Source organism: Accumulibacter sp., from assembly GCF_031732815.1.
Lineage (GTDB): Bacteria > Pseudomonadota > Gammaproteobacteria > Burkholderiales > Rhodocyclaceae > Accumulibacter.
Genome location: NZ_JAVMKF010000303.1, coordinates 14,352 through 40,176 on the forward strand (window position 1 = coordinate 14,352; position 25,825 = coordinate 40,176).

Sequence of the window (25,825 nt, forward strand, 5' to 3'; positions counted from 1 at the left end):
GCGACGCTCGCACATCGGATGAGCGAGTTGGTTAGCATTTCGCGTTTCGCTTGCGCTTCGCCAATGTGGTACGATTCTCCGTGGCGGGTCTCCCCGCATCGCAGGGCGGTGAACCTGGTCAGGTCCGGAAGGAAGCAGCCACAGCCGTCTGATGTGAGTGCCGGGGGTAAGGCTCGCCACCTTCCTTCAATGGCTGCCTTCCGAGCTCCGTTCCCCGCCTGCCTTCATTCCTTGACTGCCTTGCTTCGGTCGACTGCTGGCGCCTGCGATGGTGCCCATGCTGCGGCATCTGGCTCGCCTCGGCCGCGGCATGCCATCTGCTAGAATCGCCGAATGAGCTACCAGGTTCTGGCGCGCAAGTGGCGCCCGCGAACATTCGGCGATCTCGTCGGCCAGGAGCACGTGGTACGTGCGCTGACGCACGCCTTGACCGCCCAGCGGCTGCACCATGCCTATCTGTTTACCGGGACACGTGGTGTGGGCAAGACGACCCTCGCCCGCATCCTGGCCAAGGCGCTGAATTGCGAGCGTGGCGTCAGTGCGCTGCCCTGCGGTAGCTGCTCGGCCTGTCGGGAGATCGATGCCGGTCGCTTCGTCGATCTGCTCGAAGTCGACGCGGCAACCAATACGCGCGTCGACGAAATGCGCCAGTTGCTGGAAAACGCCGTGTACGCGCCGACGCGTGGGCGGTTCAAGGTCTACGTCATCGACGAAGTGCATATGCTTTCGACCTCGGCCTTCAATGCGATGCTGAAGACGCTCGAAGAGCCGCCCGAGCACGTCAAGTTCATCCTGGCGACAACCGATCCGCAGAAGATTCCGGTAACCGTCTTGTCGCGCTGTCTGCAGTTCAACCTCAAGCAGATGACGCAGCCACTGATTGCCGGCCATCTGGCGCAGGTGCTGGCGGCCGAATCGATCAGCGCCGATCCCCCGGCGCTCAGCCTGCTCGCGCGTTCGGCCGCGGGCAGCATGCGCGACGCGCTGTCACTGCTCGATCAGGCGATTGCCCATGGGGCGGGAGTGGTCGAGGAAGGCGCGGTGCGCGCGATGCTGGGAGCCGTCGACCTCGACCACCTGTTTACGATCCTCGATGCATTGTTGGCCGGCGATCCTGCCGCCATGCTGAATATTGCCGACGAGATGGTCGAACGCAGCCTTTCTTTCGACGCGGCCCTGCAGGACATGGCGGGCCTGTTGACCCGCGTGCAGATTGCGCAACTGGCGCCTGCTGCGCTGGCTGACGACTTGCCCGAGCGCGCGCGTATCATCGATCTGGCGGCTGCCCTCGACCTCGAGTTCGTCCAGCTTGCCTATCAGATCGTCGTCCATGGACGTCGGGATCTGGCGTTGGCACCGGACGAGCTGGCTGGTTTCACGATGACCTTGTTGCGCCTGCACGCTTTTCGCCCGACGTCCGACGAGCCGGCGCGTCGGGCGATGCCGCGGCCGGCGGTGGCCACGCCCGCCGTGCCGGCAAGCGGGCAGCGGGCGGTGCTGCCGGCCGGCGAAGCGGGAGTCATGCCGTCTGGCGCCAAACGATCCGTTGCGCCAACCGAGACGGCGCTTCCACCTGGCGAAGCGGTGGGTTTCTTGCCCGAAGCGGCCGGGCGCGCAGTCGCGCCAGGCGCCATCGGTGGCGATTGGTCGGGCATCCTCGGCGGTTTGAAACTCAGTGGCATGGCGCGCGAACTCGGGCAGCACTGTGAATTGCGTGATCTTTCGGCGGTGCAGATCGTCCTGCGTCTGTCGCCGCGCCACCGCCATCTGTTGATGAAGCCGGCGCAGGACAAGCTGCAGCAGTCGCTGGCCGAGTATTTCGGTCGCCCTCTGCGGCTCGCCGTCGAAGTCGACGAAGTGTCCGGCGCCACCCCGGCGGCAGTCGCCGAGCGCGACCGGCGCGAACGTCAGGATCGGGCGATCGCTGCAGTCGAACAGGATGGTTTCGTGCGTGCGATCATCGAGACCTTCGACGCGACACTGATCGAATCATCGATCAAACCCATTTAGTTCACAGCGAGGACAAGAGAATGATGAAGGGTGGAATTGCCGGCTTGATGAAGCAGGCGCAGCAGATGCAGGAAAACATGCGCAAGGCGCAGGAGGAACTGGCGCGGACCGAGGTCGAGGGTCAAGCGGGCGCCGGAATGGTCAAGGTCGTCATGACCTGTGGGCACAACGTTCGACGCGTGACCATCGATCCGACGGTGATGGACGATCGGGAAATGCTTGAGGACCTGATTGCGGCGGCAGTCAACGACGCCGTGCGGCGGGTCGAGGAAGCCTCGCAGGAGCGTCTGGCGGGGTTCTCGGCGGGTCTGAACCTGCCGCCGGGGCTCAAGCTGCCGTTCTGATGACGACGCCGTCGAGCCTCGAGGCGCTGATCGAGGCTTTACGCTGCCTGCCGGGTGTCGGACCGAAGTCGGCTCAGCGGATGGCCTACCAACTGCTGCAGAACGATCGGCCGGGCGCTCGGCGTCTGGCTGAAGCACTGCAGCAGGCGCTTGCCGCAGTGCGTCATTGTCAGCGCTGCAATACCTTCAGCGAGACTGAAATCTGTGTTCGCTGCCTGTCGACAAGGCGCGATGCCAGCCTGCTGTGCGTCGTCGAAACGCCGGTCGACATGAACATGATGGAACAGACGCACGCCTACTCCGGCCTCTACTACGTTCTCATGGGGCGGGTTTCGCCGCTCGACGGCATCGGGCCGAATGAACTGCACCTTGATCGCCTGTTGGCGCGCTGCGCCGACGGCTTGGTACAGGAGGTGATCATCGCGACGAACTACACGAACGAGGGCGAAGCGACCGCGCACTACCTGTCCGAGATGCTCAAGGCGCGTGGCGTGCGGGTGACGCGCATTGCGCGCGGCGTGCCGGTTGGTGGGGAGCTGGAATACGTCGATGCCGGGACGCTGGCGCAGGCTCTCCGTGAGCGGCGAGCGCTCGACGCCTAATCCGGGTGGGTATGCTGCAGTGCAAACCGCGGTGGCCTTGGAGTATAATGCGCCGGTTTAGTTCGTACCAACTTTTCATTACGTGCTAGGGATCAGCGCTATGAGCAATGAAAGCAAGGTGGACGGCGGAAGGCGGCGGCTGGTTGTCGCGACTGCCGCGGTCGGCGGGGTGGGGGCGCTGGCGGCGCTCGTACCCTTCCTGTCCAGTATGCTGCCGTCGGAGCGGGCCAAGGCAGCCGGAGCGCCGGTCGAAGTCGAGATCGGCAATCTCGAACCAGGCCAGATGATGACCGTCGAGTGGCGCGGCAAGCCGGTCTGGATCATCCGGCGGACCCCCGAGATGTTGGAATCGCTGTCCAAGCTGGCCGACGCGGTGGCCGATCCGAAGTCGGAAAAGAAAATGCAGCCGGACTACTGCACCAACGAAGCACGTTCGATCAAGCCGGAAGTCCTGGTCGCCGTCGGCATTTGCACGCACCTTGGCTGCTCCCCTTCGTCCAAGTTCAAGAAGGGTGCCGAAGAGGGTATGGACGCAGCCTGGCTCGGTGGTTTCCTCTGTCCCTGTCATGGCTCGACCTTCGATTTTGCCGGCCGCGTTTTCAAGAGCAAGCCGGCGCCCGATAACCTCGAGGTGCCACCGCACATGTATCTGTCGGAGACGCGAATCCTCATTGGCGAAGACAAGAAGGGAGCTTGAGCCATGGCGGCGAACACCAATTTCGAAAAGTACAAGTCGGACGGATCGCTGCAGGGCAACCTGCTCGAGTGGTTCGACGCGCGCTTTCCGGCAACCTCGATGTGGCGCGGCCATCTGTCCGAGTACTACGCGCCGAAGAACTTCAACTTCTGGTACTTCTTCGGCTCGCTCGCCATGCTGGTGCTGGTGATCCAGATCGTCACCGGGATTTTCCTGGTCATGCATTACAAGCCAGACGCCTCGCTCAACGAGAATGGCATCCCGGTTGCCTTCGCCAGTGTCGAGTACATCATGCGCGACGTTCCCTGGGGTTGGTTGATTCGCTACATGCACTCGACCGGCGCGTCAGCCTTCTTCGTCGTCGTCTACCTGCACATGTTCCGCGGCATGCTGTACGGCTCGTACCGCCAGCCGCGCGAACTGATCTGGATCTTCGGCACACTGATCTTCCTTTGCCTGATGGCCGAAGCCTTCATGGGCTATCTCCTGCCCTGGGGACAGATGTCATTCTGGGGCGCGCAGGTGATCGTCAATCTGTTTTCCGCCATTCCGCTGATCGGTGAGCCGCTGTCGATCTGGATTCGCGGTGACTTCGTCGTCGGCGATGCCACGCTCAACCGCTTCTTCTCGTTCCATGTCATCGCTGTGCCGCTCGTCCTCCTTGGTCTGGTTGCGGCACACATCCTGGCGTTGCACGAAGTCGGCTCGAACAACCCGGACGGCGTCGAGATCAAGAAGCGCAAGGATGTCCACGGGGTGCCGCTTGATGGTATCCCGTTCCACCCGTATTACTCGGTGAAGGACATTGTCGGCGTGATCGTTTTCCTGATGGTCTTTTCGATCATCGTCTTCTTTGCGCCGGAAGGCGGCGGGTATTTTCTCGAATACAACAACTTCATCCCGGCGGATCCCTTGAAGACGCCGCCGCACATCGCGCCAGTATGGTATTTCACTCCCTACTACTCGCTGCTCCGAGCGATGGTCTGGCCGCTGTTCGGGATCGACGCGAAGTTCTGGGGTGTCGTGCTGATGGGTGGCGGGGTCGTCATTCTGGCCTTCCTTCCCTGGCTTGACCGTAGCCCGGTAAAGTCGATCCGTTACCGCGGCCCGATCTTCAAGACGCTGTTGACCCTGTTCGTGATTGCCTTCCTGCTGCTCGGTTTCCTCGGCACGCAGCCGCCGTCGTACGCGTTCTTCGGGGTGATTCCAAGTGCTCCGGTAGCGCAGGTGCTGACCGCCTATTACTTCCTCTTCTTCCTGACCATGCCCTGGTGGTCGAAGATCGACAAGTACAAGCCGGAACCCGATCGCGTGACGATGTAAAGGAATGCAAAAATGAAAAAGCTACTTACGGCGTTGCTCCTTGCTCCGGCGCTTGCCTTGGCCAGCGGTGCCACGCTGCATCTCGACAAGGCGCCCGATGTGCAGGGCGATAAGGCTGCACTGCAGAGCGGAGCGAAGACCTTCATCAATTACTGCATGAACTGTCACGGGCTCAGCTACGCTCGCTACAACCGTCTGACCGAGCTGGGCCTGAGCGAGCAGCAAGTGAAGGACAATCTGCTGTTCACTGCCGAGAAGATCGGCGAGCCGATGCGTGTTGCCGCCCGCCCGGTGGAGCAGAAGCAGTGGTTCGGCGCGGCACCGCCCGACCTTTCGCTGATTGCCCGCTCGCGTGCTTCAGAAGCGGGCAGCGGTGCTGATTGGCTCTATACCTATCTGCGTTCCTTCTATCGCGATGACAAGCGCCCGACCGGCTGGAACAACACTGTCTTCGAGAACGTTGGGATGCCGCATGTGCTCTGGGAGACGCAGGGGCAGCAGATCCTGAACAAGGACCACAAGCTGGAACTCGCGGTGCCGGGCAAGCTGTCGGCGGCTGAGTACGACAAGCAGGTCGCCGAGTTGGTCGGCTTCCTGGTCTGGGTGGCCGAGCCCGGAGCTGCCTTCCGCAAGCAACTCGGCATCGGCGTTCTCGGCTTTCTCGTCGTGCTCTTCGCCGTTGCCTATCCAATGAAGAAGGCGTATTGGAAAGACGTAAAGTAAGCGGCGCGTGAGCGCCCGATTACACGCCGCGGCATCGCCGGCGAGGGGGCAGTGACGCCCCCGTAGCCGTGGCGATGCCGATTCGTTTCTGAGGGGAATGATCATGATGAATCTTTATTCGGGAACCACCTGCCCATTCAGTCACCGCTGCCGTATCGTGCTGTACGAGAAAGGGATGGATTTCCAGGTAATCGACGTCGACCTGTTTGCCAAACCGGAAGACAATGCCATCATCAACCCCTACGGTCGTGTTCCTGTACTCGTCGAGCGGGATCTCATCCTTTATGAGCCGAACATCATCAACGAGTATATCGACGAGCGTTTTCCCCATCCGCAGTTGATGCCGGCTGATCCGATCATGCGCGCGCGCGCACGACAGTTGCTTATTACGATGGAGCGCGAGGTGTTCTTTTACATCGAAGCGCTGGAAAAGAATGGCAAGGCGGCTGACAAGTCGCGCCAGCAAATCCGTGATCGGCTGACCGAGATGGCGCCTGTTTTCGTCAAACAGAAGCACATGTTGGGCGAGGACTTTTCCATGCTCGACGTGGCCATCGCGCCGCTCCTCTGGCGGCTCGACCACTACGGCATCGAGTTGCCGAGAACTGCTGCGCCGCTGATGAAATACGGCGAGCGAATTTTCAGCCGGCAGGGCTTTATCGACGCGCTCACGCCGTCGGAAAAGGCCATGCGCAAGTAGCGCGCTGTCGCGCCTTGTCGCAGGCTGCCGCGTGCGTCTTGCCGGGGCGCAGCCTGCCGCCAGATTGCGGAGATTCCATGGAACTGCCGTCTACCAAGCCCTACCTGATTCGCGCCATTCACCAGTGGTGTTGCGACAACGGCTTCACGCCGTACTTGGCGGTCGCCGTCGATGCGCGGACGCGCGTTCCGCCCGAGCATGTCCGCGATGGGCAGATCGTCCTCAATATCGGCTACGAAGCAACGGCCCACCTCAGTCTGAGCAATGAGGGGATCAGCTTCCAGGCCCGGTTTGGCGGGATGGCGCGCGAGATCGCCATTCCGGTGGGCAATGTGGCAGCGATCTATGCGCGCGAAAACGGTGCCGGAATGGCTTTCGAGCCGGAGCTGGCAGCGCCCGAGGAAGCGGCGGCGGACGGCTGCGCCGATTACCTGCCGGCGGCTGACGAGCCCGATCCGACGACGCCTTCGCCGACAGCGGGTCGGCCGCGACTGCAGCGCGTCAAGTGATCGAGCGCAGGAGGGCCAGGTGAGGAAGCCGGGCCCGGCTGGTCGGAGACAACGCAGCGACCTGGCGCGCGGCTGATCACCGCTACGCAAGGGTTCAGCGTCGCCGAGCGCTAGAGCCGACTGGCGGGTGACGGGGAAAGCGTGTCGTGCTCCTGCCGGTACTCGGCGGCTCGCGCATGCGCTGCCAGGCCTTCGCCGTAGGCAAGCGTTGCCGCGATATCCCCCAGGGCGTGTGCTGCGCGCTGCGAAACGCGGATCAGGCTGCTTCGCTTCTGAAAATCGTACACCCCCAGCGGCGAGGAAAAGCGCGCGCTACCCGAGGTCGGCAGGACATGGTTCGGGCCAGCACAGTAGTCGCCGAGCGACTCGGAGGTGAACGGGCCGATGAAGATCGCACCCGCATGATGGATGTGGGTCAGCCAGTCTTCCGCATTCGCCAGGGAGAGTTCCAGATGCTCGGGGGCGATCCGGTTGGCGATCCGGCAAGCTTCGGCAAGGTCGCGTACGAGAATCAATGCGCCTCTCTTCTCCAGTGCCGCCCGGATAATCTGCTGACGCGGCATCGTTGGCAGCAGCCGGTTGAGCGCCTCGGCGACCCGGTCGAGGTGCTCCGCGTTCGGTGAAATGAGGATGCTCTGCGCCAGTTCGTCGTGTTCCGCCTGCGAGAAAAGATCCATGGCGAGCCAGTCGGGACTGGTCAGGCCGTCAGAAATGATCAGGATCTCGGACGGTCCGGCCAGCATGTCGATGCCGACGATACCGAAAACGCGGCGCTTGGCGGCGGCGACGTAAGCGTTGCCCGGGCCGACGATCTTGTCGACCTTGGGAACGGTCTTCGTGCCATAGGCGAGTGCGGCGACCGCCTGGGCGCCGCCTAGCGTGAACACACGATCGACGCCGGCGAGAGCCGCCGCGGCGAGCACCAGGGGATTGCGCTCGCCGTCCGGTGTCGGGACGACCATGATCAGTTCCGCGACCCCGGCGACGCGCGCCGGGATCGCGTTCATCAGCACCGACGACGGGTATGACGCCTTGCCGCCAGGTACGTAGAGCCCGACGCGCTCGAGTGGGGTGACCTTCTGGCCGAGCAAGGTTCCGCGCAGCGGCCCGTCGTGTTCCTCGTACTGCCAACTCTGCAGCGCCTGCCGCTGATGATAGCTCCGTATGCGCTCGGCCGCTGCGGTCAGTGCCGCGCGCTGTTTCTCGGGCAGACTTGCCAGTGCCTGCTGGAGTTCGTCCGGAGCAAGTTCGAGTTCGCTTGCCGAGTGGATGGCAATGCGGTCGAAGCGGTGGGTGTACTCGAGCAGCGCAGCATCGCCCCGTTGCCTGACATCGGCAAGGATTGCCGCAACCGTTGCCTCGACCGTTGCGTCCTGTGCCGATTCGAAAGCCAGCAGGGCGTCGAGGCGTTGTGCGAAATCGCCGTCGGAGGTCGCCAGGCGTCGGATCGCGATCATCGCTCAACCACGCTGGCGAGCGCAGCGAGAATCGGCACCAGGCGTTCCCGCTTGAGCTTCAGCGCTGCCTGGTTCACGATCAGACGCGAGGAGATATCCATGATGTGTTCAACTGCCACGAGATTGTTTGCCTTCAATGTGCTCCCGGTAGACACCAGGTCGACGATGGCGTCGGCAAGGCCGGCGAGCGGTGCCAGTTCCATCGAGCCATAGAGCTTGATCAGGTCGACATGAACTCCCTTGGCGGCAAAATGTTCGCGCGCAATATTGACATACTTGCTCGCCACCCTGAGCCGGGCGCCCTGGCGAACCGCCGTCTGGTAATCGAAGCCAAGGGGTGCGGCAACCATCATCCGGCAGCGTGCGATGCGCAGGTCGATCGGCTGGTAAAGACCTTCGCTGCCGTGCTCGAGCAGGACGTCCCTGCCGGCGACGCCGAGGTCGGCCGCGCCGTACTGGACGTAGGTCGGCGCGTCGCTCGCGCGGACAATGACGACCCGGACGTCAGCAACATTCGTCGGAATGATCAGGCGTCGCGAAGTCTCGGGGTCCTCGCACGGCACGATGCCGGCACTGGCCAACAGGGGCAGCGTTTCGGCGAAGATGCGCCCCTTCGAGAGGGCGATGGTGATCCCATTCACGACGGCGTTCCGGACGGAAAACCGACATTCTAGCCTAAGCGACCGTCGCTTCGTGCCGGCGTGGCACAGCGCAGCCGCTCGATACTGGCGGCCGGCTGCCACGTTGCGCCTTTTGTGCATGCAAACCAGTCGGTTTCGCCGGCAAATAGCGTATGATTCGCCCGCGGCACGATAAGCGGGGCCAATTTGGTCCAGAAAAAGCAAGAAGCATGTTCGACGACCCGCTCGCTGTGGGATGCGGCGGCGTGCGTCGGCAAGCGGCGGTCATGGGCGGCACACCGTTTTTCGCCGGCTGTGCATAGGAGAGAGGAGGGGTTTCAATGGAACAAGCGACACTGTATTTCAACCTCGTGTTGATTCTGGTTTTCGTCGCCGGCAACGCCTTTTTCGTCGGTTCGGAGATTGCCATTTCGTCAGCCCGGCGCAGCCGGATCAGGCAACTTGCCGAGGACGGCGACAAGCGCGCCGCGCGGGTCGAGATGTTGCACAACGAACCCGAACGTTTCTATTCGGTGACGCAGGTGGGCATTACCCTGGTCTCGCTCGGTCTCGGTGCGGTTGGCATGGAAACGATCAGTAATCTGACCGATTCGAGCTTCGTCAAGCTGTTTTCGCTGTTCGGCAATAGCGAAGCGCTGATCAAGGCGGCGCATACGGTGTCGTACGTCTTCGCTTTTGTCGTCATCTCCTTCCTGCATGTCGTTGCCGGCGAACTCGCGCCGAAGGTGTTGGCTTTTCACAAGGCCGAACAACTGAGCATGGCGGTCGGCTGGAGCATCAACATCCTCTATCTGACCTTCCGGCCACTGATCTACGTCATGAAGCTGTCATCGAATGCACTGCTCTGGGTTTTCGGGCAAAGAGATCTCGGCGGCGGGCACGGCGAAAGCCACTTCACGATGTCGGTCGAAGAGATTCGCATGATCCTCTCGGCCAGCGAGAAGGACGGCACGCTGGCCCGCGAGGAAACCGAAATGATCCGCGGTGTCTTCAAGCTCGACGAACATACCGTGCGCGAGGCGATGATTCCGCGTACCGAGATTCGGGCGCTGGCGCAGGAAGAGACGCTGGCCACCGCGCTGCGTTACTTCCGTGACATGCCACACGCGCGCTTCCCGGTTTACGACAAGAGCCTGGACCGGATCACCGGGGTGGTCGCGATCAAGGAACTGCTCACAGTGATGGCGGAAAGCAGCGGCGATACGCTTGAGGACGTCAGCCGCAAGCCGGTCAGCGACTTCGCCCAGGCGCCGTACATCGTGCCCAACAGCAAACTGCTGAGCGACCTCTTGAAGGACTTCAAGCGCACACGTCAGCAGATGGCGGTGGTCATCGACGAGTATGGCGGGACGGAAGGCATCATCACGCTCGAGGACATTCTCGAAGAGATCGTCGGCGAATACGAGGATGAGTTCACTCGTCAGGCGCGGCGTGTGAAAAAGCTGGTCGGCAGCCAGTACGAGATCGACGCCTCGATGCGCGTTTCCGACCTTGAAACCCTGCTCGACTTCCCGTTCCCGAAGGACGACGATTACGTCACTTTGGCCGGCCTCTTCTACAAGAAGCTGGGCAGCGTACCGCGCGTCGGCGACTCGGTCATGCTCGAGGGCGCGCGGCTGACCGTCATCGAAATGGACAACCACCGGATCACGTTGTTGAAGTTCGAAGACACCGCGATTGGTGACGACGGCGTCGTTCGCCTGGTCGACAACTCTTCTGCTGCCGATCCGGCGGCGCTGGAAGCTGTCGCGCGGCCGGCCGAAGGGACTGCGTCGGCGGCGGGGGATTCAGCGGTCCTCGGCCAAGCCCCGCACGAGAGCGGTGAGCAGCGGTGAGCGAGTCGCCCGCGCGGTTGCGGCGCTGAGGGGCTGCGACAGGCTGAGGCCAGCCTTAGCGGACGCAGTCGACCGAGTAGACCGGCTTGCCGGCGACGATTGCTTTGACCAGCCCGTGCACGTCGGTCTCGAAGCCGGGAAAGCGTTCGTTGAAGTCGCGGGCGAATTGCAGGTAGCGGACAATCGTCGCATTGAAGCGCTCGCCCGGGATAAGCAGCGGAATGCCGGGCGGGTAGGGCGTGAGCAGCGTGCTGGTAATGCGCCCCTCGAGGTCGTCGATCGGTACGCGGTCGATTTCGCGGTGCGCCATGCGCGAGAAGGCGTCGGTCGGTTTCATTGCTGGTTCCATGTCCGACAAGTACATGCGCGTGGTCAGGTGCGCGACGTCGTTGGCGGCATAGATGCCGTGAATCTGTCGGCATAGATCCTTCAGACCGTAGGCCTCATAACGCGGGTTCTTGGCGAGAAACTCCGGCATCACTTTCCACAGCGGCAAATTCTGGTCGTAACCGTCCTTGAACTGCTGCAACTCGGTGACCATCGTATTCCAGCGGCCTTTCGTGATGCCGATGGTGAACATGATGAAGAACGAGTAGAGCCCGCATTTCTCGACGATGATCCCGTGTTCGGCCAGGTACTTGGTGACGATCGCGGCCGGGATGCCGGATTCGGCGAACTCGCCGTCCACGTCCAGACCGGGGGTGATGATCGTCGCCTTGATCGGATCGAGCATATTGAAGCCTTCGGCGAGCATGCCGAAGCCATGCCAACGTTCGCCCGGCTTCAGGATCCAGGCGGCGCGGTCCTCGATTCCTTCGCTTGAGGACTCATCCGGCCCCCACACCTTGAACCACCAATCGGCACCCCATTCGCCCGCGACCTTGCGCATCGTGCTGCGGAAATTGAGGGCTTCGGCAATCGATTCCTCGACCAGCGCCGTGCCGGCTGGCGCTTCCATCATCGCCGCCGCCACATCGCAGGAGGCGATGATTGCGTATTGCGGCGAGGTCGAAGTGTGCATCAGGTAGGCCTCATTGAAGACATCGCGATCAAGTCGCCGTCCTTCAGAGTCCTGCACAAGGATCTGCGAGGCTTGCGACAGGCCGGCAAGCAGCTTGTGAGTGGATTGCGTCGAGAAGATCATCGCATCCTTGCAGCGCCGCCGGTCGGCGCCGATGGCGTGGTAGTCGCCGTAGAAATCGTGGAAAGCGGCGTGTGGCAACCAGGCTTCGTCGAAATGCAGGGTATCGATAGCCCCGTCGAGCATTTCCTTGATCTCTTCGACGTTATACAGGATCCCGTCATAGGTGCTCTGGGTGATCGTGAGCACACGCGGTTTCGCTTTGACTGCGCGCGCGAAGGGGTGCGCCTCGATCTTCTTCTGAATGTTCTCCCAGCGGAACTCGTCCTTCGGAATCGGTCCGATGATGCCGTAATGATTGCGCGTCGGCATCAGGAAGACGGGAATTGCGCCGGTCATGATGATCGAATGAAGTACCGACTTGTGGCAGTTGCGATCGACGATGACCACATCGCCTGGGGCAACGGTCGAGTGCCAGACGATCTTGTTGGACGTAGATGTGCCGTTGGTGACGAAGAAAAGATGATCGGCGTTGAAGATGCGCGCCGCATTGCGCTCGGAGGCGGCTACCGGCCCGGTGTGATCGAGCAGTTGGCCGAGTTCTTCGACTGCGTTGCAGACGTCGGCGCGCAACATGTTCTCGCCAAAGAACTGATGAAACATTCGACCGACCGGGCTTTTCAGGAAAGCAACGCCACCCGAATGTCCGGGGCAATGCCAGGAGTATGAACCGTCCTCGGCATAGTGGGTGAGCGCACGGAAGAAGGGCGGCGCAAGACTTTCCAGGTAGGCGCGTGCTTCGCGGACGACGTAGCGGCCGATGAACTCCGGCGTGTCCTCGAACATGTGGATGAAACCGTGCAGCTCGCGCAGGACGTCGTTCGGAATGTGGCGTGAGGTGCGCGTCTCGCCGTAGAGGAAAATCGGAATATCCTCGTTTCTGCAGCGAATTTCCTTGACGAAGGCACGCAGTCCGGCAACCGTGCCATCTGCTTTGTCGTTCCTGAAGTCCTCGTCATCGATCGACAGAATGAAGGCCGAGGCGCGGCTTTGTTGCTGGGCAAACGAGGTGAGATCGCCGTAGCTGGTCAGGCCGAAGACCTCGAAGCCCTTCTTCTCGATCGCTTTGGCCAGTGCGCGGATGCCGAGACCGCCGGTGTTATCCGAGCGGTAGTCCTTGTCGATGACGATGACCGGGAAATTGAAGTGCATGAGCAATCCAGTGGCGACGATGAACGATGGCCAGCGAAGCGGCAGCTGCCACTCGCCGTGGCGGCTTACATCTTGGGTAGGGTGACGCCAAGCTGACCTTGGTACTTGCCACCGCGGTCTCGGTACGACGTCTCACATTCCTCGTCCGATTCGAAGAAAAGCACCTGGGCTATACCCTCGTTGGCGTAGATCTTTGCCGGTAGCGGTGTGGTATTCGAGAACTCGAGCGTCACATGCCCTTCCCATTCCGGCTCGAAGGGGGTGACGTTGACGATGATCCCGCAGCGCGCGTAGGTGCTCTTGCCCAGGCAGACGGTCAGCACGCTGCGCGGGATGCGAAAATACTCGACGGTCCGCGCCAGAGCAAACGAGTTCGGCGGGATGATGCAGAAGTCGTTGCGGACTTCGACGAAAGAGTTGGGGTCGAAGGCCTTGGGGTCGACGATCGTCGAGTTGAGATTGGTGAACAACTTGAATTCGTTCGAGCAGCGGATGTCGTAGCCGTAGCTCGAAGTGCCGTAGGAGACAATGCGGCGGCCGTCGATTTCGCGCACCTGTCGGGGCTCGAAGGGTTCGATCATGCCGCACTCTGCCGCCATGCGGCGGATCCACTTATCCGACTTGATGGACATCGCTGGTCACCCGGGCACCGAGAAAGCTCAGGGGCTCATTCTACGGTGTCCGGGCAACGGAAGGAACAGCTCACCGCGAACACTTGAGGCTCGCGGCGAGGCGCTCAGCTGTTCTGCACGATGATGTTGGGGAACTTCGCGCTCATGTCACGCGCGCGCTCAGCGACCTTGATCGCCAGTCGACGGGCGATCGCCCGGTAGATCTCGGCAGCGCGCGAGTCGGGCGCGCCGACCACCGTCGGCTGTCCGGCGTCGGTCATCTCGCGGATGCCGATTTCCAGTGGCAGTGCGCCAAGCAACTCGCTGCCGTAGTCGCGACATATCTGTTCGCCGCCGCCTTGGCCGAAAATGCGCTCTTCATGGCGGCAATGCGAGCAGATGTGCAAGGTCATGTTCTCCACCAGGCCGAGGATCGGGATGCCGACCTTCTCGAACATCTTGAGCCCCTTGCGGGCATCGATCAGGGCAATGTCCTGCGGCGTGGTGACGATTACGGCACCGGTTACCGGCACCTTTTGCGCCAGCGTCAACTGGGTGTCGCCGGTGCCCGGCGGCATGTCAACGATCAGGTAGTCGACGTCGTGCCAGTTGGTCTGTTTCAGCAACTGCTCGAGGGCCTGGGTCACCATGGGTCCGCGCCAGACCATCGGCGAATCGACGTCGATCATGAAGCCGATCGACATGGCTTGCAGCCCGTGCGCCAGCAGCGGCTCGATCGACGTGCCATCCTGCGAATCAGGCTTCTGTCCGGCAAGGCCGAGCATCTGCGGTTGTGACGGGCCGTAGATGTCAGCGTCGAGCAAGCCCACCACAGCACCTTCCTGGGCCAGGGCGAGCGCCAGATTGACCGCCGTCGTGCTCTTGCCGACGCCACCCTTGCCCGAGGCAATAGCAATGATGTTCTTCACTCCGGGCAGGGGCTTCAGACCACGCTGCACCAGGTGCGCGACGATCTTCGTCGTCACGCCGACGCTGACGTTGCCGACGCCGGGAATTGCCTTGAGCGCGTCGACGACCATGCGTCTGATCAGGTCAACCTGACTTTTCGCCGGATAGCCGAGTTCGATGTCGAGTGCGATGTCGGCGCCGTCCACCTTGAGGTTCCTGGTGGAGCGCGTCGACACATAATCCTTCCCGGTATTCGGATCGATCACGTTTCTCAGCGCGGCCAATACGGATTCAGTACTTACAGCCATCAGTTCAAGCTCCCTAAAGTCGATACCCGAGTTTTCCGCTACAGTTTACCCGAAAGATCGAAAGAACGCACCCCGTACCTGGTTGGGGCGCCGGGTGCCGGGCCAGCCTTGGGTTGGGCAACGACGTAGCACCTGGTCAGCCGTCACTTGGCGCCGATGACTGCGGTATTTGGTGCTGGCTGGAGATGGCGCTAAAGCTGCGCCCGAAGGCGCCGATTACCAACTGATGAGGCGGCAGTCGAGACGGCGAAGAGAGGTGCCTGAAATGGTGGAAAGGGCAACGTGGACCAAGCGTGGCGGCATGCTCTTGCTCGTCGCCGCGCGCTTGGCCAACGCCAGGCTTCGCGCGCTTTCTCTGCGGCGTGGGCGTTCCCCGAGGGCACATGGCGAGCGGTTTCAGTCTGCTTCCAGCGAACCCCGGACCGAGCACCCGAGGCGCGACTGGCGCTTGCTACATGCCGCTCTCTGGCGACGCAGAGCACAAGGCCACGGCCGCGATGACCAATACACGCTGGCAGCTTCCCGGGCCCGTCGCTGCCAATGCGAAGGGCATGCGCATGCCGGCAGCGCGAGCATACCAGCCGAGGCGGACTCGAGGCGAGAAGGGGCGATCGAACAGCCGTGGTCGGTCTCGACGGAAGGGGTTTGCCTGCTGCCGCTCGGACCGTGGATGCGGCCGGCAAGGAGCTCTGGCGGTGCCCGTTTGCGCGCCGCGAGCAAGACGCGATGGTGTGGCTTGGATTAACATGGTGGAACTGGGCGGCCCGTGGCCCATCTCCCAAGGAAGATGAAAATGTCCGAATTATTGAAGAATATCGACGCGCGCACCAAGCTTGCCGGCACCAACAAGCTGGAAATTCTGCTCTTTTCGCTGGGGACCGATATCCGCACCGGTCGTCGGGAGACCTTCGGGATCAATGTGTTCAAGGTGCGCGAGGTAATGCGCACGCCGCCGATCACGGCGGCGCCGGAAATGCCGGCGTCGGTCGTCGGCATGGTCAGCCTGCGGGGCGTTCTGGTGCCGGTGGTCGACCTCGCTCGTTATGCCGGCGTCGAGTGCGAGGTGGCGCGGGGAATCATGATCGTGACCGAATACGCTGGACATACCCAGGGCTTCCTGGTCGAGGCCGTAGATACGATTCTGCGCCTCGACTGGAGCCAGATGCGTGTTCCGCCAGCGATGCTGCTGGCCGAGATGGGCGGGCTGGTGACGGCAGTCACCGAACTCGCTGATGGCCGGCTGGTGATGATGATGGATGTCGAGAAGATCCTCTCGGAAACGACCAGCTACGATGACGAAATCGTCTACCGCAACATCAAGCCGCTGGAGCATCCCGAGCTGACCGTGTTTTTCGCCGACGATTCGTCGGTGGCGCGGCGCCAGATCGAGCGGACGCTACAGGCGATGGGGGTCAAGTACGTCGCCACGATCAACGGTCGCGAAGCTTGGGACGAGCTGGAGAAGGTGGCCGCCTATGCGACATCGTCCGGCCAGCAGGTGGCCAACCTGGTCAGTCTCGTGCTGACCGACATCGAGATGCCGGAAATGGACGGATACATTCTGACCAAGAAGATCAAGTCGGATCCTCGTTTTGCTGACGTGCCGGTGATCATGCACTCGTCCTTGTCCGGCATGTCCAACCAGCAGCTCGGCAAGTCGGTCGGCGTTGATGAGTACGTGCCCAAGTTTGAACCGCAGCGACTGTCTGAAACGCTGACGCGTCGCTTGTTGACCGTGGCACATCCGGTCGCCTGAGTGGCTTGGGCAGGAGACCTTTTGGGAGCGATACGATGGACCTGATAGAACGGAAGAGCTTGCTCGAAGGCGTAGACGCGAGAACTCGGCTGGCCGGCTCGAACAAGATGGAAATCCTCCTCTTTTCTCTCGGTACGCGCGAGACCTTCGGGATAAACGTGTTCAAGGTGCGCGAGGTCGGGCGGACGCCGCATATCACCAGAACCCCGAACATGCCGCGTGGAGTCGAGGGCCTGATTTCCCTGCGCGGCAACGTGATCCCGGTCCTCTCGCTGATTTCCTTTCTGGAACATAGGGGTGAAGCGGTCGATTCGGGCAAGACGATGATGGTTGCCGAGTACTCGAAGCGGACGCTGGGTTTCCTGGTCCATGAAGTCGATCGGATCATTCGTGTCGACTGGGAAAGGGTGAAAGCGCCGGAGAGTGTCCTGTCGACCAATCAGGGCCTGATTACCGCCATCACCGAACTGGAAGACGGCAAACTGGTGTCGATTCTCGATGTCGAGCAGATTCTGGCCAATGCCTTCGGCGAAGCGATCATCATCGACATTCCACCGGCCAACGTCGGCGAGGATGTCGGCGTCTTCTTTGCCGATGATTCGATCGTCGCGCGCCGCAAAATTATTGAAGTGCTCGACAAGCTCGGCGTCAAACATAAACACGCGACAAATGGTGCCGAAGCCTTGGCGCGGCTGCAAGGAATCGCTGCCCACGCAGCCCAGAACGGGCGCTCTGTGCGCGACGAAATCCGCCTGATCCTCGTTGATGCTGAGATGCCTGAAATGGATGGCTACGTGCTGACCAAGCACCTGAAGAGCGATGCGCGCTTTTCCGGGGTGCCGGTGGTCATGCACTCGTCGCTCTCGTCGGAGGCCAACCGAGCCATGGGCAAGACCGTCGGGGTGGACGCCTACGTTGCCAAGTTTGATGCAGAGGTTCTTGCTGATACGCTGCGCCCATTGCTCGAACGCTAGATCACAGGAGTAAGTAAGGAATGGCTGATCCAAAAATGAAGATTCTTGTCGTGGACGATTTCTCGACGATGCGGCGCATCGTCAGGAATCTCCTGAAGGAACTCGGGTTCTCCAACGTCGACGAGGCGGAAGATGGCGCGATCGCTCTGCAGAAGCTGCAGAACGGCACGTTCGAGTTTGTCGTGACCGATTGGAACATGCCCAACATGGACGGGCTGCAGCTTCTCCAGGCGGTGCGCGGGTCGCCGACGCTCAAGCACTTGCCAGTTCTGATGATTACGGCTGAGGCGAAGAAGGAGAACATCATTGCAGCCGCACAAGCGGGGGCGAGCGGCTACATTGTCAAACCGTTTACCGCGGCGACTCTGTCCGAGAAGCTGCAGAAGATTTTCGACAAGATGGGTGGCTGAGATGAGTGACGCCAACGTGACCGGGGACTCGAAGGAACTGGAAGATCTGTTCGACAGCATTGCCTACGGGAATGCCGCGCCAGCGGCGGCCAGCCCGCCCGCCCGCAAGCCGTCGCTATTGGACCAGTTGCATGAAGGGAATGCCGGAGCCGATGACAACGAGGAGTTGCAGGCCTTGTTCGACTCGCTGGTCGATGGCCGGCGGTCGGCTGAGGGACTTGCCGACCCGCAACCGGGGCCGGGTGGGGACGAAGAATGGCAGGGGCAGGGAAAGGTGTTTCGACGCGTCGGTCAGATGGCCAGGCAGTTGCACGACACGCTGCGCGAGCTCGGTTACCACGAGTTGATCGAAAGCACGGTCGCCGCCATCCCCGATACCCGTGACAGGTTGTCGTACGTGGCCAATCTGACCGAGCAGGCGGCGTGCCGCGTGCTCAATGCGACGGATATCGCAAATCCGCTGCTGGAAGAACTCGACGCGCGCGCGATGGCACTGGCCAACGAGTGGGACGGCGTTTTCGCCAACCGGATCGGGGTCGATCGGTTCAAGGTGTTGGCCGAGGATACACGCAGTTTTCTGAAGACCGGTCTGCCCGAAAAGACCGGTGCGACCAAAGCGCAACTGCTCGAGATCATGATGGCGCAGGACTTTCAGGATCTGACCGGGCAGGTCATCAAGAAGATCATCGCCATCGCCCAGGAGCTCGAAACGCAACTGATGGACGTGCTGATCGAAACCATGCCGGGGGAACGGCGGACCGAGTCGGTAATGGGGCTGCTCAACGGCCCCGTGATCAACGCGGAAGGTCGTAGCGATGCCGTCGCGAGTCAGCAGCAGGTGGACGATTTGCTCGATAGTCTGGGCTTTTAGGAGAGCAAGATGAGTGACTTTGCCGGGATGGAAGACCTGTTGCGGGACTTTCTACAGGAGGCAGGTGACCTGCTGTCCGATGTCGACAACAAACTGGTAGAACTCGAGCGCAGCCCAGGAGATCGGCAACTGCTGAACGACATCTTTCGAGGTTTTCATACCATCAAGGGTGGTGCGGGCTTCCTCAATGCGGTCGAACTCGTCAAGCTCTGTCACCTGACCGAGAATCTGTTCGACAAGCTGAGAAACGCCGAGATGCTCCTGACGCCGAGCTTGATGGATATCATCATGGCGGCAACGCAGGGTGTGCGGCAGATGTTCGCTGAAATTGGCCAGGGGACACAGCCGCGCTCGGCAGAGGCCGAGATCATTGCTGCTCTGCGCAGTGCGCTTGACGGACAAGCGCCGGCCAAGCCATCGGAGGCGCCCACGCGGCCTTCCGGAGCGACAACCCCGGTTGCTCAGGCGTCTGCCGGCGGCGCCTCCGGTGGGCCGGATTGGCAGGCTCTGCACGCGGCTGTTTCGGGAAGCCAGGCGCTGCCGGTTGTCGCCAGCGCTGCCGCGTCGGTTGCCGCGCCAGCGACATCGGCAGTGTCGGCAGCGGCTGCCGAGAGCGGGGAGATGCGGCCGCATTTTCCGCCCGAAGGCCGCCGCGCGACGGACAAGCCGGGTGCCGTCGCCAGCGGTGCTGTCTCCGGGCGGCGGGCTGACGAAAGGGCGGCCAATCGCGAGACGACGATCCGCGTCGACACTGCGCGCCTCGATCAGGTGCTCAACCTGTCGGGCGAGATCGGTCTGACCAAGAATCGCCTGACCAGCTTGCGGGCCGACATTCTTGCCGGGCGAAGCGACAGCGAGACCTTGCAGGCCCTTGACCAGGCGGTCAGTCAGCTCGACCTGCTGGTCTCCGACCTGCAGAACTCGGTCATGAAGACCCGCATGCAGCCGATTGGCCGGCTGTTCCAGAAGTACCCACGGATTGCGCGCGATCTGGCGCGGCAGTTGGGCAAGGATGTCGAACTCGCGCTGCTCGGCGAGGAGACGGAAGTCGACAAGACAATGATCGAAGACCTGGCCGATCCGCTGATCCACCTCATCCGGAATGCGGTCGATCACGGGGTCGAGTCACCGGATGATCGCGTGCTCGCGGGCAAGCCGGCGAAGAGTGTCGTTCGCCTGGAAGCACGCCAGGAGGGCGACCACATCGTTCTGATCGTCGCTGACGACGGACGCGGCATGAGTCCTGAGCGTATCCGCGCCAAAGCGATAGAGAAGAACATCATCTCGGAGGAGGAAGCGAATACCCTCGACGACCGTCAGAGCCTCAATCTGATCTTCCTGCCCGGCTTTTCGACGATGTCGCAGGCGTCGGCGGTTTCCGGACGTGGTGTCGGCATGGATGTCGTCAAGACCAACATCCAGAAACTCAACGGCTCGATCGAGATTCGCTCCGAACCGGGAAAAGGTTCGGTTTTCCTCATTTCGTTGCCGCTCACCCTGGCCATTCTACCGGTTCTCCTCGTCCTTCTGGGGGAGCAGCCGTTTGCTCTGCCCTTGTCGATGGTCAGGGAGATCCTGCCGATCGATCATGCCAACATGCAGGAGGTCGGTGGCAAGGAGACCCTGGTTGTCCGTGGCGAGATTCTGCCGGTTATCGCGCTGTCCCGCCTGCTCGGCTGGCCGCAGGTTCAGCAACCGGACTACGGCGTCCTGATGCAGACCGCGGAACGCAGCTTCATTCTGGCAGTAGACAACTTCGCTGGCCGCGACGACGCCGTGATCAAGGCACTCGACGATTTTCGCCCGCGCGGAGTGGCTGGCGTGACGACCTTGTCGAATGGCCAGATCGTCCTGATTCTGGACATGAAGGAGTTGTTGGCCGATCTTGCTTCAGTCGCCGAGCGCGATGTTCGTGGCAGTCATGTGCGCGCTTTGGAGCTGTTTACCTGAGGGCTGACCGAGCTTGCGTCATGCAGATGGCGCGACGCCGCGTGCACTCGGGCGAAGGAGCGTGCAGGTCGTCCTTGCCAGCAAGGCGTGATGCGGCGCGCGCGCGGTCCGCTTGATCGTCGAGCGTACCACCGCGACTGATCGGACAGCCGGCCAAGCGGCGGTCGAGGGGGCTTCTGCCCCCTCTTTTTTCGCTTGTTGAGCGAAGAGTGTTGTTCTTTCGCCACTAAACGAGAAGCCACCTAAATAAAGCCGCATACCTTCCTATTTTTTATAGTTTTTTCCTATAATAGCCGCGAGAATGGTGAGAACTCGACATGGCTGAGGAAAGCGACTCCGAGAGAACTGAACCCGCATCGGCTCGACGCCTGGAGCAGGCGCGCGAGGAGGGGCAGGTGCCGCGTTCGCACGAGGTCGGTGCATTTCTCGTCCTGATCGTCGCCGCGGCGCTCTTCTGGTTTATCGGCCCCTGGCTGGTCCTGCGGGTGTCTGACATGTTCCGGCGCGGACTGCAGGTCGACCAGGGGATGGCACGTGAGCCGCAACAGATGATGATCCGGCTGGCCGAACTGTCGGCCGATGCCGTACTGACCTTTTCTCCCTTGCTGATGGCCTTGATTCTTGGGGCGCTCCTCTCGCCATTCCTCGTCGGTCGCTGGAATTTCTCCCCGAAAGCCTTGCAACCTGATCTGTTTCGCCTCGATCCTCTGCAGGGTCTGGGCAGGCTGTTCTCGTTCAGTGGCTTGGCCGAGTTGTTCAAGGCGGTGGCCAAGGCGCTTGTCGTCGGTGGCGTGGCGACCTGGATTCTGTGGAGCGAGCGCGGCGAATTGCTGGCGCTCTTTGCCCAGCCGAGCGAGATCAGCCTGTCGAGTGCCGGTCACTTGCTCAGTTTCAGCTTCCTGGTGATCGTTTTGGCAATGCTGCTCATCGTGGCGGTCGATGTGCCGTTTCAGATCTGGCAGTACCACGACAAGCTCAAGATGAGCCGGCAGGAGGTCAAGCAGGAAGGCAAGGAGCTTGAGGGCAATCCAGAGATCAAGGGGCGCATCCGGCAGTTGCAGCGCGAAGCGGCGCGCAAGCGGATGATGGCTGCGGTTCCCTCGGCCGACGTAATCGTTACCAACCCGACGCACTACGCCGTTGCTCTTGCCTACAAGAGCGGTATGCGCGCGCCGTGCGTGCTGGCCAAGGGTGCCGGTGAGGTCGCCAGGCGCATCCGCGGGATCGGTGTCGACAACGGCGTGCCGATTGTCGAGGCCCCGCCACTGGCGCGTGCGCTGCATCAACACTCGGAGATCGATCAGGAAATCCCGACGCTCCTGTACGCGGCGGTGGCCGAGATTCTCGCCTACGTCTATCAACTTGCCGAGTGGCAGCGCACCGGCGGTCATCGCCCGTTGCTGCCGCAGAACGTGGTGATCCCGGCGGAACTGGTCAGCGAGGCGACGAATGGCTAGTGCGGCGGCCGTTCTGCAGGGCGTCTTTGTCCGTTTTGGCCAGCGCCAGATGGCCGGCCCCCTGCTGATCCTGCTGATTCTGGCCATGATGGTGTTGCCGCTGCCACCGCTGGTCCTTGATCTCTTCTTCACCTTCAACATCGCGATCTCGGTCATCGTCATGCTGGTCGCGATGAGCGTGATGAAGCCACTCGACTTTTCGGTCTTCCCGACGGTTCTGCTGATCACCACCTTGCTGCGCCTGTCGCTCAACGTCGCCTCGACGCGGGTTGTTCTCCTTGAAGGACATACCGGTCCGGGTGCTGCCGGCCGGGTCATCGAAGCCTTCGGGCACTTTCTCGTCGGTGGCAACTATGCGGTCGGTTTCGTCGTTTTCATGATCCTGGTCATCATCAATTTCGTCGTTATCACCAAGGGTGCGGGCCGGGTGGCGGAGGTTGCCGCGCGCTTCACACTCGACGCCATGCCGGGCAAGCAGATGGCGATCGATGCCGACCTCAATGCGGGATTGATCGGCGAGGACGAGGCCCGCAAGCGGCGGGCAACGATTGCCCAGGAAGCCGATTTCTTCGGGTCGATGGATGGCGCCTCCAAGTTCGTTCGCGGCGACGCGGTTGCCGGCATTCTGATCATGCTGATCAACATCGTTGGTGGCCTGTTTGTCGGCGTCCTGCAGCACAATCTGGATGTCGCTACGGCGGCCAAGACTTACACGCTGTTGACCATTGGCGATGGTCTGGTCGCGCAAATCCCGGCGCTCATCATCTCGATTGCGGCTGGCATGGTCGTGACGCGCGTCGGTGACGAGGAGGACGTGTCGCAGCAATTCGTCGGCCAGTTGTTCAACAATCCCAAGCTGCTCTATCTGACCGCGGCAATCATCGGTTTTCTCGGACTCATTCCGGGCATGCCGAATCTTGTCTTTCTATTCATTGCGGCGGCGGCTGCCGCCCTTGCCTGGCGGATCGAGGCCAGCTCGCGCGCCGCTCAGCCGTTGCCGGTGGCGCCGCCGCCAGCGCCGCCACGCGAGACGCATGAAGCCACCTGGGCCGACGTCACGCTGCTCGATGTGCTCGGCCTGGAGGTTGGTTACCGGCTGATTCCGCTGGTTGACAAGTCGCAGGATGGCGAGTTGCTGCGCAGAATCCGCGGGATTCGCAAGAAGTTCGCCCAGGAGGTCGGTTTCCTGGTCTCGCCAGTGCACATTCGGGACAATCTCGAGTTGAAGCCGAACGCCTACAAGATCCTCCTCAAGGGAGTCGAGATTGGCGAGGGCGAGGCCTTTCCGGGTAGCTTGCTGGCGATCAATCCCGGTCGGGTTGCCGGGCAAGTGCCGGGTACGGCGACCAAGGACCCCGCTTTCGGCCTGCCCGCCGTCTGGATCGACAACGCTTTGCGCGAGCAGGCGCAGGCCTACGGTTACACGGTGGTGGACGCCAGCACGGTAGTTGCGACGCATCTCAACCACCTGATTCTCTCGCATGCAGCGGAACTGCTCGGCCGCCAGGAAGCACAGGCGCTGCTTGATCATCTGGCCAAGGAGATGCCTAAGCTGGTCGAGGACGTGGTTCCCAAGATGCTGCCGCTCGGTATCGTGCAAAAGGTCCTGCGCAACCTGCTTGACGAAGGCGTGGCCATTCGTGACCTGCGAACGATCATTGAGACGCTGGCCGACCACGCGCCGCGCTCGCAGGATGCGGAAATGCTGACTGCGCAGGTACGCCTGGCGCTCGGGCGCTCGATCGTGCAGGAGATCTTCCCGGGCAACAGCGAAATGCAGGTGATTGCCCTCGATCCGCAACTGGAGCGTATCCTCCTGCAGGCATTTGCCGGAGGCGGCGAACACGCTGCCATCGAACCCGGCCTGGCGGATACGCTGGTGCGCGAGTCCGTTCTTGCCGCACAGCGGCAGGAGGAGGCGGGTTTGACGCCGGTGCTTCTCGTCCCCGGCGCCTTGCGTCCCGTGCTGTCGCGCTTTCTACGGCGCAGCGCGGCCCAGTTGAAGGTTCTTGCCGACGGCGAAGTGCCGGAGAATAGAGTAATCAAAGTCACCTCTATCATTGGAGGGAGGGTATGAACGTCAGGAAATTTATCGCTGCGACGGCGCGTGACGCTTTGCGCAAGGTCAAGGAAACGCTTGGACCAGACGCGATCATCCTGTCCAATCGAGGGATTCCCGGAGGGGTCGAAATCATGGCGGTAGCCGCGCGCGACATGGAGATGATGGTGGCAACACCCGAGCGTCCGACGCCGGTACGCCGGCCCGAAGTGTCTGCACATCGGCCTGAGCCGCCAGCCGTGGCGCCCGCTCTCCCGGAAGCGGCGCGCCCGCCGGTTGTCGCCGCGTCGCCGCCGACACGATTCGCGGCGTCGCCGCCGAACGCTCCGTCCAGCGTGCCGGCACGCTCGGCGGCGCTTGCTCAACGGCCCCAGGCATCGGATGAGGCGCGGCCGGAAGCAGGCAGCGCAGGCAAGGCGGAAGCGGACGTGGTGCCGGCGGCGGTGGTCGACGAGATTCGCGCCTTGCGCAGAATTGTCGAGCACCACCTGGCAGGATTCGCCTACGGCGATCAGGCGCGCGCCGAACCGGTCAAGACCGAAATGCTTCGCCAGATGCTCGACGCCGGGTTCTCACCGCAGTTCGCGCGGGAACTACTCGCCGGCTTGCCGCGTGAGCTTGAGGCGAGCAGTGCCCTGGCTTGGGTGAAGGGGAGCGCCGACCAGTGCATGCTGACAATCAGCAGCGATACCGACGTTGTCGACCGGGGTGGCGTCTATGCCTTGGTGGGTCCGACCGGGGTTGGCAAGACGACGACGACGGCCAAGCTGGCCGCACGTTGCGTGCTGCGCCATGGTGCGAGAAAGCTGGCTCTCGTCACGACCGACGGCTATCGTATCGGCGCACACGAGCAACTGCGCATCTATGGCCGGATTCTCGGTGTGCCGGTGCATCTGGCGCGCGACGCACACGATCTGAGGGCGACGCTGAACGACTTGCAGCACACGCATATGGTGCTCATCGACACGATGGGCATGAGCCAGCGCGATCGCATGGTCAGCGAGCAAGTTGCGATGTTTGCTCAGGCCGATGTCAAGTCGCTGCTGCTGCTTTCGGCAACCAGTCGTGGCGATACGCTCGACGACGTCGTCCGGGCGTATGCCGGTCTGCGTCTGGCTGGTTGCATCCTGACCAAGGTAGACGAAGCAGCAGGCCTGGCCTCGTCGCTCGATGTCATCATTCGCCACCGCCTGCGCATGTTCTATGTGTCGAACGGCCAGCGTGTGCCGGAAGACCTGCACTTGCCGAATCGCTCGTACTTGCTGCATCGCGCGTTCAAGGATCTGCCCGACGGCTCACCGCATCATCTGGACGGCGCGGAGCCCGGCTTGCTGATGGCCAGCGCCGGGGCCTGGGCGGCCTCGGCGGGAGGCAGGTGTGGCTGAA

At 62.1% G+C, this 25,825-nt stretch carries 22 protein-coding genes and 1 other RNA gene; 18 read left to right on the top strand and 5 right to left on the bottom strand.

The features are described 5' to 3' along the window. The first annotated feature begins 82 nt into the window (after positions 1–82). The 9 genes from ffs to RKP46_RS17715 all read left to right on the top strand — a co-directional run bounded on the left by ffs (position 83) and on the right by RKP46_RS17715 (position 6,908). Positions 83–181, top strand: an RNA gene (ffs, locus tag RKP46_RS17675) — signal recognition particle sRNA small type. A gap of 152 nt (positions 182–333) precedes the next feature. Beyond that, positions 334–2,010: a DNA polymerase III subunit gamma/tau gene (gene dnaX, locus RKP46_RS17680; RefSeq protein ID WP_311107845.1), complete on the top strand. Its 1,677-nt coding sequence runs from the start codon at positions 334–336 to the stop codon at positions 2,008–2,010. 20 nt (positions 2,011–2,030) lie between these two features. Next, positions 2,031–2,354, top strand: coding sequence for a YbaB/EbfC family nucleoid-associated protein (locus RKP46_RS17685; protein WP_311107846.1), 324 nt, complete (start codon positions 2,031–2,033; stop codon positions 2,352–2,354). After that, positions 2,354–2,956 (top strand): recombination mediator RecR, encoded by a 603-nt coding sequence (recR, locus tag RKP46_RS17690; RefSeq protein WP_311107847.1) that lies wholly within the window; start codon positions 2,354–2,356, stop codon positions 2,954–2,956. Before RKP46_RS17685 ends, recR begins: the two co-directional genes overlap by 1 nt. A 100-nt stretch (positions 2,957–3,056) precedes the next feature. Then, a complete protein-coding gene (gene petA, locus RKP46_RS17695; RefSeq protein ID WP_311107848.1) occupies positions 3,057–3,653 on the top strand; it encodes a ubiquinol-cytochrome c reductase iron-sulfur subunit in 597 nt (198 codons plus the stop codon). Positions 3,654–3,656: 3 nt separating this feature from the next. Beyond that, positions 3,657–4,976: a cytochrome bc complex cytochrome b subunit gene (locus RKP46_RS17700; protein WP_311107849.1), complete on the top strand. Its 1,320-nt coding sequence runs from the start codon at positions 3,657–3,659 to the stop codon at positions 4,974–4,976. 12 nt (positions 4,977–4,988) lie between these two features. Next, on the top strand, positions 4,989–5,699 hold the full coding sequence (locus RKP46_RS17705) for a cytochrome c1 (RefSeq protein WP_311107850.1): 711 nt from the start codon (positions 4,989–4,991) through the stop codon (positions 5,697–5,699). A gap of 103 nt (positions 5,700–5,802) precedes the next feature. Then, positions 5,803–6,399 carry a glutathione S-transferase N-terminal domain-containing protein gene (locus tag RKP46_RS17710; protein ID WP_311107851.1) on the top strand — a complete coding sequence of 199 codons (597 nt, stop codon included), beginning with the start codon at positions 5,803–5,805 and terminating at the stop codon, positions 6,397–6,399. Positions 6,400–6,476: 77 nt separating this feature from the next. After that, entirely contained in the window at positions 6,477–6,908 is a 432-nt protein-coding gene (locus tag RKP46_RS17715; protein ID WP_311107852.1) for a ClpXP protease specificity-enhancing factor, read from the top strand. Positions 6,909–7,018: 110 nt separating this feature from the next. Here the strand turns inward: RKP46_RS17715 and hisD are convergent, their stop codons facing one another. Next, positions 7,019–8,365: a histidinol dehydrogenase gene (hisD, locus tag RKP46_RS17720; protein WP_311107853.1), complete on the bottom strand. Its 1,347-nt coding sequence runs from the start codon at positions 8,363–8,365 to the stop codon at positions 7,019–7,021. Continuing rightward, complete coding sequence (gene hisG, locus RKP46_RS17725; RefSeq protein WP_311107854.1) at positions 8,362–9,006, bottom strand: ATP phosphoribosyltransferase; 645 nt, start codon at positions 9,004–9,006, stop codon at positions 8,362–8,364. The genes hisD and hisG overlap by 4 nt, the downstream gene beginning before the upstream one ends. Before the next feature lie 320 nt (positions 9,007–9,326). Here hisG and RKP46_RS17730 point away from each other — a divergent pair, with 320 nt between their 5' ends. After that, entirely contained in the window at positions 9,327–10,841 is a 1,515-nt protein-coding gene (locus tag RKP46_RS17730; RefSeq protein WP_311107855.1) for a hemolysin family protein, read from the top strand. Positions 10,842–10,896: 55 nt separating this feature from the next. On the opposite strand, the gene RKP46_RS17735 is transcribed toward RKP46_RS17730, so the two are convergent. The 3 genes from RKP46_RS17735 to apbC all read right to left on the bottom strand — a co-directional run bounded on the left by RKP46_RS17735 (position 10,897) and on the right by apbC (position 14,962). Next, complete coding sequence (locus RKP46_RS17735; protein ID WP_311107856.1) at positions 10,897–13,134, bottom strand: arginine/lysine/ornithine decarboxylase; 2,238 nt, start codon at positions 13,132–13,134, stop codon at positions 10,897–10,899. Positions 13,135–13,199: 65 nt separating this feature from the next. Further along, a complete protein-coding gene (dcd, locus tag RKP46_RS17740) occupies positions 13,200–13,766 on the bottom strand; it encodes a dCTP deaminase (protein WP_311107857.1) in 567 nt (188 codons plus the stop codon). Between the two features lie 104 nt (positions 13,767–13,870). Next, positions 13,871–14,962, bottom strand: coding sequence for an iron-sulfur cluster carrier protein ApbC (gene apbC, locus RKP46_RS17745; protein WP_311107858.1), 1,092 nt, complete (start codon positions 14,960–14,962; stop codon positions 13,871–13,873). 793 nt (positions 14,963–15,755) lie between these two features. Here apbC and RKP46_RS17750 point away from each other — a divergent pair. The 8 genes from RKP46_RS17750 to flhF all read left to right on the top strand — a co-directional run bounded on the left by RKP46_RS17750 (position 15,756) and on the right by flhF (position 25,824). Then, positions 15,756–16,718: a chemotaxis protein gene (locus RKP46_RS17750; RefSeq protein WP_311107859.1), complete on the top strand. Its 963-nt coding sequence runs from the start codon at positions 15,756–15,758 to the stop codon at positions 16,716–16,718. 35 nt (positions 16,719–16,753) lie between these two features. After that, positions 16,754–17,692: a chemotaxis protein gene (locus RKP46_RS17755; protein WP_311107860.1), complete on the top strand. Its 939-nt coding sequence runs from the start codon at positions 16,754–16,756 to the stop codon at positions 17,690–17,692. A 20-nt stretch (positions 17,693–17,712) separates the two neighbouring features. Then, positions 17,713–18,102, top strand: a complete 390-nt coding sequence (gene cheY / locus RKP46_RS17760; RefSeq protein WP_311107861.1) for a chemotaxis response regulator CheY — start codon at positions 17,713–17,715, stop codon at positions 18,100–18,102. A 1-nt stretch (position 18,103) separates the two neighbouring features. Further along, positions 18,104–18,973 carry a protein phosphatase CheZ gene (cheZ, locus tag RKP46_RS17765; protein ID WP_311107862.1) on the top strand — a complete coding sequence of 290 codons (870 nt, stop codon included), beginning with the start codon at positions 18,104–18,106 and terminating at the stop codon, positions 18,971–18,973. A gap of 9 nt (positions 18,974–18,982) precedes the next feature. Then, positions 18,983–20,923, top strand: coding sequence for a chemotaxis protein CheA (locus tag RKP46_RS17770; RefSeq protein ID WP_311107863.1), 1,941 nt, complete (start codon positions 18,983–18,985; stop codon positions 20,921–20,923). A 317-nt stretch (positions 20,924–21,240) separates the two neighbouring features. Then, positions 21,241–22,380, top strand: coding sequence for a flagellar biosynthesis protein FlhB (gene flhB, locus RKP46_RS17775; RefSeq protein WP_311107864.1), 1,140 nt, complete (start codon positions 21,241–21,243; stop codon positions 22,378–22,380). Continuing rightward, on the top strand, positions 22,373–24,457 hold the full coding sequence (gene flhA / locus RKP46_RS17780) for a flagellar biosynthesis protein FlhA (RefSeq protein WP_311107865.1): 2,085 nt from the start codon (positions 22,373–22,375) through the stop codon (positions 24,455–24,457). Before flhB ends, flhA begins: the two co-directional genes overlap by 8 nt. Continuing rightward, complete coding sequence (gene flhF, locus RKP46_RS17785; protein WP_311107866.1) at positions 24,454–25,824, top strand: flagellar biosynthesis protein FlhF; 1,371 nt, start codon at positions 24,454–24,456, stop codon at positions 25,822–25,824. The genes flhA and flhF overlap by 4 nt, the downstream gene beginning before the upstream one ends. Position 25,825: the final 1 nt, after the last annotated feature.

Excerpts from the sequence above, each read along its gene's own strand:
- dcd (WP_311107857.1), bottom strand. The coding sequence starts at position 13,766 with ATGTCCATCAAGTCGGATAAGTGGATCCGCCGCATGGCGGCAGAGTGC.
- RKP46_RS17705 (WP_311107850.1), top strand. The coding sequence starts at position 4,989 with ATGAAAAAGCTACTTACGGCGTTGCTCCTTGCTCCGGCGCTTGCCTTG.
- dnaX (WP_311107845.1), top strand. The coding sequence starts at position 334 with ATGAGCTACCAGGTTCTGGCGCGCAAGTGGCGCCCGCGAACATTCGGC.
- RKP46_RS17700 (WP_311107849.1), top strand. The coding sequence starts at position 3,657 with ATGGCGGCGAACACCAATTTCGAAAAGTACAAGTCGGACGGATCGCTG.
- flhF (WP_311107866.1), top strand. The coding sequence starts at position 24,454 with ATGAACGTCAGGAAATTTATCGCTGCGACGGCGCGTGACGCTTTGCGC.
- RKP46_RS17750 (WP_311107859.1), top strand. The coding sequence starts at position 15,756 with ATGTCCGAATTATTGAAGAATATCGACGCGCGCACCAAGCTTGCCGGC.
- hisD (WP_311107853.1), bottom strand. The coding sequence starts at position 8,365 with ATGATCGCGATCCGACGCCTGGCGACCTCCGACGGCGATTTCGCACAA.
- RKP46_RS17735 (WP_311107856.1), bottom strand. The coding sequence starts at position 13,134 with ATGCACTTCAATTTCCCGGTCATCGTCATCGACAAGGACTACCGCTCG.
- recR (WP_311107847.1), top strand. The coding sequence starts at position 2,354 with ATGACGACGCCGTCGAGCCTCGAGGCGCTGATCGAGGCTTTACGCTGC.
- cheY (WP_311107861.1), top strand. The coding sequence starts at position 17,713 with ATGGCTGATCCAAAAATGAAGATTCTTGTCGTGGACGATTTCTCGACG.
- apbC (WP_311107858.1), bottom strand. The coding sequence starts at position 14,962 with ATGGCTGTAAGTACTGAATCCGTATTGGCCGCGCTGAGAAACGTGATC.
- flhA (WP_311107865.1), top strand. The coding sequence starts at position 22,373 with ATGGCTAGTGCGGCGGCCGTTCTGCAGGGCGTCTTTGTCCGTTTTGGC.
- RKP46_RS17755 (WP_311107860.1), top strand. The coding sequence starts at position 16,754 with ATGGACCTGATAGAACGGAAGAGCTTGCTCGAAGGCGTAGACGCGAGA.
- RKP46_RS17685 (WP_311107846.1), top strand. The coding sequence starts at position 2,031 with ATGATGAAGGGTGGAATTGCCGGCTTGATGAAGCAGGCGCAGCAGATG.
- petA (WP_311107848.1), top strand. The coding sequence starts at position 3,057 with ATGAGCAATGAAAGCAAGGTGGACGGCGGAAGGCGGCGGCTGGTTGTC.
- RKP46_RS17730 (WP_311107855.1), top strand. The coding sequence starts at position 9,327 with ATGGAACAAGCGACACTGTATTTCAACCTCGTGTTGATTCTGGTTTTC.
- RKP46_RS17770 (WP_311107863.1), top strand. The coding sequence starts at position 18,983 with ATGAGTGACTTTGCCGGGATGGAAGACCTGTTGCGGGACTTTCTACAG.
- flhB (WP_311107864.1), top strand. The coding sequence starts at position 21,241 with ATGGCTGAGGAAAGCGACTCCGAGAGAACTGAACCCGCATCGGCTCGA.
- RKP46_RS17715 (WP_311107852.1), top strand. The coding sequence starts at position 6,477 with ATGGAACTGCCGTCTACCAAGCCCTACCTGATTCGCGCCATTCACCAG.
- RKP46_RS17710 (WP_311107851.1), top strand. The coding sequence starts at position 5,803 with ATGATGAATCTTTATTCGGGAACCACCTGCCCATTCAGTCACCGCTGC.
- cheZ (WP_311107862.1), top strand. The coding sequence starts at position 18,104 with ATGAGTGACGCCAACGTGACCGGGGACTCGAAGGAACTGGAAGATCTG.